Here is a 7,928-nt window from a genome sequence, read left to right on the forward strand (position 1 = left end):
TTCGCGCGGGCATCCCGTCGTCGCGACCGGCCTAGCGGGCCGCGACGGACATGCGCGCCACCTCCCCGCGATCCACGCGCGTCTCCCGCCACACCGGCAGGCCAGCCGCCGCGCGGTGCCCCTCGGCGGTCGGATGCAGCCATTCGCTGCCATCGAGCCCCACCTTCCGCCGACACCGCGACAGGAAGAACGGCCCGAACCCGCGCCAGCTGCCGGCCGAAGGCGCATCCGGATCGGTCGGAAACCGCGCACGCCAATCCTCCGGCAGGGCGAGCCCCAGCGCCTCCAGCCGCGACAACATCCAGACCAGCGGCACATTCGCCAACGGACGCGCCGCATCGGCCCCCGCAAGATGCCCGCCGAGATCGCCGTGACTGCCCCGGAACCAGACCTGCTCGACGCTCGCCGTCCGCTCTCCATGCGTGCGCCAGCGGTCGAGCGCGTATGCCTTCCGCGTCTCGTCGAGCGCCATCGCGTGCAGACCGTGTGCGATGCTTCGCCCCAGCCGGTGCGACCGGAAGGCGTGCACCTCCGGGAACAGCCGCCACAGGATCGGCCAGCGGATCCCCACCGCCTGAACCGTGTCGAAGACGGCGACGGCCTCGATCCGAACGCGGGAATGGCAGTAGCGCGCGGCAAAGCTTCTCGCCGCCGGCAGGGTCGGGTCGTCACGGTAATGCGTGTAGGCGTGCAGGACCCGATCCTCGTCGGCATGCTCAGGCGTCAGCAGGCCCACCCGGTCGATCATCCCCGCCAACGCCCGCACGGCATAGGCCCCGCGCGAATAGCCAAGCAGGAACACCTGGTCGCCCGGAGCATAACGCTGCGCCAGAAACGCATAGGCGCGCCGGATCTGGTGGTTGATCCCGACGCCGGCCATCACCTCGTCCACGTTCTGCCAGCCGCGCCACTGGATGCCCGGCTCATAGTAGAGCGAGTGATCCGTCTCGGCGTCGAGCAGTTTGTAGACCAGGCCGATGGACGTCTCCTGCCCCGCTTCGAGCGACGACAATGTCCCGTCGAGCAGAACGACATGCGTCGTCCCCTGCGGCGGCTCGTCGCGCGTCTCGCGGGTCTCTCCCGCCGGGTGGCGGGAGAAGAACCGCGCGAGCAGCTTACTCAGCGGCAATCGCGCCCTCCGCCGTCTGCAACATCGCCCAGACGCGGGACGGCGTGAGGGGCATGTCGACCTGTCGCAGACCCAGCGGCCAGAGCGCGTCGAGCGCGGCGTTGCCCACCGCGGCCATCGCGCCGACCGTCCCCGCCTCGCCGCAGCCCTTCATCCCCAGCACGTTCGCGGTGGAGGGGACCGGCTCGGAGTGGAAGGCGATCATCGGCAGGCCCTGCGCGCGCGGCATCCCGTAATCCATGAAGGACGCAGTCAGAAGCTGCCCGTCCTCGTCATAGACCACACGCTCGGACACAGCTTGCCCGATCCCCTGCACGACCCCGCCATGCACTTGTCCCTCCGCGAGCATCGGGTTCATCAGATTGCCAAAATCGTCGACGACGGTATAGCGGACGACCTCCAGATTGCCGGTATCGCGATCGATCTCGATCTCGCAGAGATGACAGCCATTGGGATAGGACCGCCCCGGCAGGGTCGCCGTCTCCTGCGTGCGCAGAAGCTCCGTCTCGCCGGCCGCGCGCGCCGCCTCGGCGGCTTCCAGCATCGTGACGACACGGTTCGATCCCGGCGCGCGGAACACGCCTTCGTCGAACTCGACGACATCGACCTCCAGCATCCCGGCCACGAAGGGCGCGAACTTCTCCAGCACCTTCGCCGCCGTCGCCTTGTTGGCCGATCCTTGCGTGGTGACCGACCGCGAACCGCCCGTGCCGCCGCCCTTGGCGATCCGGTCGCTGTCGCCCTGGACGACATCGATCATGTCGGGCGGGATGCCCAGATCGGTGGCAAGGAATTGGCGATAGACGGTGTCATGCCCCTGCCCGTTCGACTGCGTGCCGACATAGAGCATGGCGCGTCCATTCTCGGTGAACTCGATCTCCGCCGTCTCGTCGGGCGCGCCGAGGATCGACTCGATGTAGTAGCAGACGCCCAGCCCGCGCAGCCGTCCCGCCGCCTCGCTCTCGGCACGTCGGGCGGCGAACCCGGCGACGTCGCCCTCGGCCATCGCGCGAGTCAGGACGCGCGGAAAATCTCCCACGTCGTAGGTCTCGCCCATCGCCGATTTGTAGGGGAAGGCATCCGGCTGTATGAAGTTCTTCAGCCGCAGCTCGAACCCGTCTACCCCCAGCTCCCGCGCGGCATAATCCATCGCGCGCTCCAGCACGTAGATCGCCTCCGGACGGCCCGCACCGCGATAGGCGTCGACCTGCGTCGTGTTGGTGAAGAACCCCTTCGACGTCATGTAGCAGGCCTGCACGTCGTAGCAGCCCGGCATGACCTTCGAGAACAACTCCGACTGGATGTTCTGTGCGTAGCCGGAATTGTAGGCCCCAAGGTTGCAGACATTGTCCATCCGGTACGCCACCAGCCGATTGTCGGCGTCGAAACCCAAACGGGCACGGCAGATCAGGTCGCGCCCCGCATTGTCCGACAGCATCGACTCCGACCGGTCGGCCATCCAGCGTACGGGCGTGTCGAGCATCCGCGCGGCCTGCGCGGTCAGGAACATCTCGGGATAAGTCATGCCCTTCATCCCGAAGCCCCCGCCGACATCCGGCGTCGTCACCCGCACGGCATCTCTCTCCAGCCCCAGCATGCGCGCCAGTTGATCGCGCGGCCCCCAGACGCCCTGACCGTTGACGCAGACATGCAGACGGCCGCCGTCCCACTCGGCCCAGTTGCCCCGCGGCTCGAGGGAGGCGCAGATGATCCGCGTGTCGTCCACGCTCATTTCGACCACCCGCGCAGCCCCGGCCAGAGCCGCGTCGCAGGCCTCCTCGTCGCCCTTGCCGTAATCATAGGCAAGGTTGTCCGGCGCCTCCGGATGAATCTGCGGCCCGCCGGGCTTCAACCCAAGGTTGACGGGAAGCTCGTCGATCTCCACCTCGATCGCCTCGGCGGCATCGCGGGCCTGGGCGAGCGCGTCGGCCACGATGAAAGCGATGCCCTCGCCCACGAAGCGTACGCGCTCCTGCGCCAGAAGCGGCCGACGCGGCGTCGCCCCTTTCGATCCGTCGCGATTGCGGGCGGGCGTCGTGGCCATTCCTTCGGTGATCCCCGCGGCGTCAAGATCGTCCGCCGTCAGGATCAGCCGCACACCCTCCATCCCGCGCGCATCCGCCACATTGAGCGACGTAATCTCGCCATGCGCAACGGTCGAGCGCAGCATGTATCCATGTAGCGCGCCCTCGGGCGCGGTATCGTCCACATACGCGCCGCCCCCCGACAGCAGCCGCGGATCCTCGTGACGTCGGGTCGATTGGTTGAGGCCGAACTTTTCCATCTGTCTCTCCGGGCGTGCATGGGTCGCGGGGAACCTTAACCGGGCAAGCGCCACAGTCCAGAGGCGGCCGGGTCGCGGCAACGCCGCCGCGGCCTTCCCGCTCCTTTCGCGCCGGACCACCTGCCCGTCGCCGCGCCCGCCCTTTCCCTCCGGCGGGTCAACGGCTATCCGAACCCGCAACACGACGGAGAGCATTATGGCGATGGAAAAGACGTTCGACGCAGCGCAAGCCGAGGCCCGCATCAGCCGCGAATGGATCGAGGGCGGCCATTTCCGCGCCGGTGCCAACGCAAGCCGGCCGGAGACCTTCTCCATTGTTATCCCGCCGCCGAACGTGACCGGCTCGCTGCATATGGGCCACGCCTTCAACAACACGCTGCAGGACATCCTCGTGCGCTGGCACCGGATGCGCGGTTTCGATACGCTCTGGCAGCCGGGCACCGACCATGCCGGCATCGCCACCCAGATGGTGACCGAGCGCGAAATGGCCGCCAACGGCGAGCCGACCCGACAGGAGATGGGCCGCGGCGCCTTCCTCGACCGCGTATGGCAGCAAAAGGCGAAGTCCCGCGGCACCATCATCGGTCAGCTTCAGCGCCTCGGCGCCTCCTGCGACTGGGACCGGGAGGCCTTCACCATGGGCGGGGCGCCGGGCGATCCCGACCCGAGCCAGCAGAACTTCCACGATGCCGTCATCGGCGTCTTCGTCGAGATGTACGAGCGCGGGCTGATCTACCGCGGAAAGCGGCTCGTGAACTGGGATCCGCATTTCGAGACGGCGATCTCCGATCTGGAGGTCGAGAACGTCGAGACGCCGGGCCACATGTGGCACTTCCGCTACCCGCTCGCTGGCGGCGCGACCTACGAATACGTGGAGCGCGACGAGGACGGGAACATCCTCTTCACCGAGACGCGCGACTACATCGCCATTGCGACCACGCGCCCTGAAACGATGCTGGGCGACGGGGCGGTCGCGGTTCATCCATCCGATGAACGCTATGCCGCAATTGTTGGGAAACTCTGCGAAATTCCCGTCGGACCAAAGGAGCATCGCCGCCTCATTCCCATCGTCACCGACGATTATCCCGACCCGACCTTCGGCTCGGGCGCGGTCAAGATCACCGGCGCGCACGACTTCAACGACTACGAGGTCGCCAAGCGGCAGGGCATCCCCTGCTACCGCCTGATGGATACCCGCGCCCGGATGCGCGACGACGGCGTGCCCTACGCCGAGGCCGCCGCCCTCGCCGTCAAGCTGCGCGAAGGCGCGGAGATGTCGGAGACCGAGATCGACGCCATCAATCTCGTCCCCGACCACCTGCGCGGCCTCGACCGGTTCGAGGCTCGCGCGAAGGTCGTGGACGAGATCACCTCCGAGGGGCTGGCCGTCATGGTGCCCGCAACCGATCCCCGTCTCGGCGTCGGCGCGGCCTCCTCCGGCAAGGCCGCCACCGGAGAGCCGCCCCTTGCGCCCGAGGAAGGCGGCGAGCCGCGCACCGATGCCGACGACCTCGTCCCGCTGGTCGAGGCCAAGCCGATCATGCAGCCCTACGGCGACCGCTCCAAGGTGGTGATCGAGCCGATGCTAACCGACCAATGGTTTGTCGACACCGCCAAGATCGTTCAACCCGCGATCGATGCCGTCCGCGACGGCACCGTCCGCATCATGCCCGAGGCCGACCGCAAGGTATATTTCCACTGGCTTGAGAACATCGAGCCGTGGTGCATCTCCCGGCAGCTCTGGTGGGGTCACCAGGTACCGGTCTGGTACACGAGCGATCCCGACGGCGATGCCGACTGGCTTCCGATCTGCGCCCCGAACGAGGAGGAGGCGCTGCGTCATCTGCGCCTGATCCACGGCGAGGATGCCGACATCCGCATCGTCGCCGACGAGGCCGCCGCGCTGGACATCCTGCGTGACGACCTCGCTGGTCTCAACACGCGGACCGAGGGCCTGATCCGGCAGAAGCAGGGGCCGATCGTGGTGCCGGCATTCCGCGACCCCGACGTGCTCGATACCTGGTTCTCATCCGGCCTCTGGCCCCTCGGCACGCTGGGCTGGCCCGAGGAGACGGAGGAGCTGCGCAAGTACTACCCGACCTCCACCCTCATCACCGGCTTCGACATCCTGTTCTTCTGGGTCGCCCGGATGATGATGATGCAACTTGCCGTCACCGACGACACCAAGCCCCTGTCCGACCGCGTTCCCTTCCACGACGTCTACGTTCATGCCCTCGTCCGCGACGAAAAGGGCAAGAAGATGTCGAAGTCGCTCGGGAACGTCCTCGATCCGCTTGACCTGATCGACGAATACGGCGCCGATGCAGTCCGCTTCACCTTGTCGTCAATGGCGGCGATGGGCCGCGACCTGAAGCTGTCGACGCAGCGGATCGCGGGATATCGGAATTTCGGCACCAAGCTCTGGAACGCCGTCCGATTTGCCGAAATGAATTCTGTACAATTCGGGGCCGAAGGCGGTCGCGGCCTACCCCGGGATGTTCAGATCACCGTCAACCGCTGGATCATCGGGGAAACCGCCCGCGCCCGCGCCGAGGTCGATGCCGCGCTTGCCGCCTATCGGTTCGATGACGCCTCCGCCGCGCTCTACCGCTTCGTCTGGAACGTTGTCTGCGACTGGTACGTGGAGTTCTCCAAGCCCATCCTGCAGGGCGACGAAGCTCAGGAAACACAACAGGTCATGGGTTGGGTTCTTGAGCAGTGCATGACCATGCTCCACCCCTTCATGCCTTTCGTGACCGAAGAACTCTGGCGCGTCACCGGCCATGAAGGGATGCTGGTCCACGGCGCATGGCCCGAAGACCTGAACGAGGAGGTCGTTGATCCCAAGGCCGAGTCAGAGATGCGCTGGGTCATCGCCTTCATCGAGGCGATCCGGTCGGCGCGGGCGCAGATGAATGTCCCCGCCGGCGCGCATATTCCGGTCGTCGCCGTCGAGTGGGACAAGGACGCCGCGCAAGCCTTTGAAACCAATCGAGACCTTATCGCGCGTCTTGCGCGGATCGATGGGCTGGTCGAAGGGGAGGCTCCAAAGGGCGCCATTGCCGTCCAGGTCGGCGGCAACCGCTTCGCACTGCCGCTCGGCGACATTATCGACGTCACCGCCGAGCGTGCGCGCCTGGAAAAATCAGCCGCCAAGCTCGACAAGGAGATCAAAGGCCTGCAGGGGCGCGTGAACAACCCGAACTTTGCCGCCTCCGCCCCGCAGGAAGTGGTCGAGGAGACCCGCGCCAATCTTGAGGCGCGGCAAGCCGAGCGGAGCGCCCTGCAATCCGCCTTGGACGCGCTCGCCCAGATCGCGTGACGTTCAACATCTTGATCGTCGGGCAGAAGGGTCGCCTCCAGCACGAGGCGGCCCTTTTCGCCGCAAGCCTTCGCCACAACGCACCGAATTGGTCCGGCCGCTTGATCGTCGCGGAACCGCAGCCGGGGCCTCTGTGGCCGGACGATCCGCGAATTCCAGACAGCGCGCAGCGCAACCTCCTGCAATCGCTCGATGCCGAGATCGCGCCTTTCGAGAATCGGCACTTCGGAAGCGCCTATTCCTACGGCAACAAGATCGAGGCTCTGGCGGCAATGCCCGCCGGGCCGTTCGTGTTCTTCGACACAGATACAGTAATCACGGCGGAATTGGCCGATATTGTCATCGACTTCACCCGCCCCTCTGCGTCGATGAAACGTGAGGGAACGTGGCCGCAGGTCGACCTTTACGGACCCAATTTCAACGACATGTGGGGCGTTCTTCATGAACGGCGCGGCGGGCGGCTGGCGGATACGCTCGACACGAGATGGCCCGACAATCACTGGCGCCGCTATCTTTATTTCAACGCGGGCTGGTTTTTGGGCGACGACCCGCAGGCGTTTTACCGTGCCTTTCGCGATGCGGCGCTGATGATCCGTGATGACCCGCCGGACGAGATCGTTACGCAGGAGCTCGACCCTTGGCTCGACCAAAGGGTCGCCTCCAGCACGAGGCGGCCCTTTTCGCCGCAAGCCTTCGCCACAACGCACCGAATTGGTCCGGCCGGATAGAGCAACCTGCGGTCTGGAAATTCTGCTGAGAGCGGGTCATGCATCCTGGCATTCCCATTTGATGTAGGCCTTGGTCTCGGAGGCCCATTTCTCGTCGATCTCTACGAGGACGGCGCTGACCAGTCGCAGCAGAGCGTCGTCGCTGGGAAAGACCCTGACCTTTACGGTGCGCCGCTTGAGCTCCTGCTGGACGGATCGCTCCATCGGGTTTGAAGTGCGCAGCCGGCGGCGATGGTGCTCGGGCAGCGTGAAGACCGCGAGCCCCTCGGGCGCGTTTTCCTCCAGCCATGCGGCCAGCTTCGGCGCAGAGGTGCGATAGCTGGCGACGATCTCTGCCAAGGCCGTTTCTGCCTTGGCGAGCGTGCTGGCATTCCACACGGTGCGCAGCTCAGCTCCGATGCGCTTGCGGCTCTCGACGTTCGGAGCGTGATGAATGGCGTTGCGCGCGAGATGGAACTGGCAGCG

General features: G+C 66.3%; 5 protein-coding genes. 2 read left to right on the plus strand and 3 right to left on the minus strand.

Going from position 1 to position 7,928, the window contains the following annotated elements; all coding sequences use genetic code 11:
* Window positions 1-31: 31 nt before the first annotated feature.
* Window positions 32-1,129, minus strand: a complete 1,098-nt coding sequence (locus tag JSE7799_RS09055) for a T6SS phospholipase effector Tle1-like catalytic domain-containing protein (RefSeq protein WP_055663329.1) — start codon at window positions 1,127-1,129, stop codon at window positions 32-34.
* On the minus strand, window positions 1,116-3,413 hold the full coding sequence (locus JSE7799_RS09060) for a xanthine dehydrogenase family protein molybdopterin-binding subunit (RefSeq protein WP_055663330.1): 2,298 nt from the start codon (window positions 3,411-3,413) through the stop codon (window positions 1,116-1,118). The genes JSE7799_RS09055 and JSE7799_RS09060 overlap by 14 nt, the downstream gene beginning before the upstream one ends.
* A 196-nt stretch (window positions 3,414-3,609) precedes the next feature.
* Between JSE7799_RS09060 and JSE7799_RS09065 the strand changes: the two genes are divergently transcribed.
* Window positions 3,610-6,735 carry a valine--tRNA ligase gene (locus JSE7799_RS09065; RefSeq protein ID WP_055663331.1) on the plus strand — a complete coding sequence of 1,042 codons (3,126 nt, stop codon included), beginning with the start codon at window positions 3,610-3,612 and terminating at the stop codon, window positions 6,733-6,735.
* Window positions 6,732-7,463, plus strand: coding sequence for a GT-B fold glycosyltransferase domain-containing protein (locus JSE7799_RS09070; RefSeq protein WP_055663332.1), 732 nt, complete (start codon window positions 6,732-6,734; stop codon window positions 7,461-7,463). The genes JSE7799_RS09065 and JSE7799_RS09070 overlap by 4 nt, the downstream gene beginning before the upstream one ends.
* Window positions 7,464-7,499: 36 nt before the next feature.
* On the opposite strand, the gene JSE7799_RS09075 is transcribed toward JSE7799_RS09070, so the two are convergent.
* On the minus strand, window positions 7,500-7,928 hold a 429-nt coding region (locus JSE7799_RS09075; protein WP_186201797.1), incomplete at its 5' end, for a transposase.

Source organism: Jannaschia seosinensis, from assembly GCF_001408515.1.
Lineage (GTDB): Bacteria > Pseudomonadota > Alphaproteobacteria > Rhodobacterales > Rhodobacteraceae > Jannaschia > Jannaschia seosinensis.

Bases quoted from the DNA above. Each gene is read 5' to 3' on its own strand.
- JSE7799_RS09060 (WP_055663330.1), bottom strand. From the start codon at position 3,413: ATGGAAAAGTTCGGCCTCAACCAATCGACCCGACGTCACGAGGATCCG.
- JSE7799_RS09065 (WP_055663331.1), top strand. From the start codon at position 3,610: ATGGCGATGGAAAAGACGTTCGACGCAGCGCAAGCCGAGGCCCGCATC.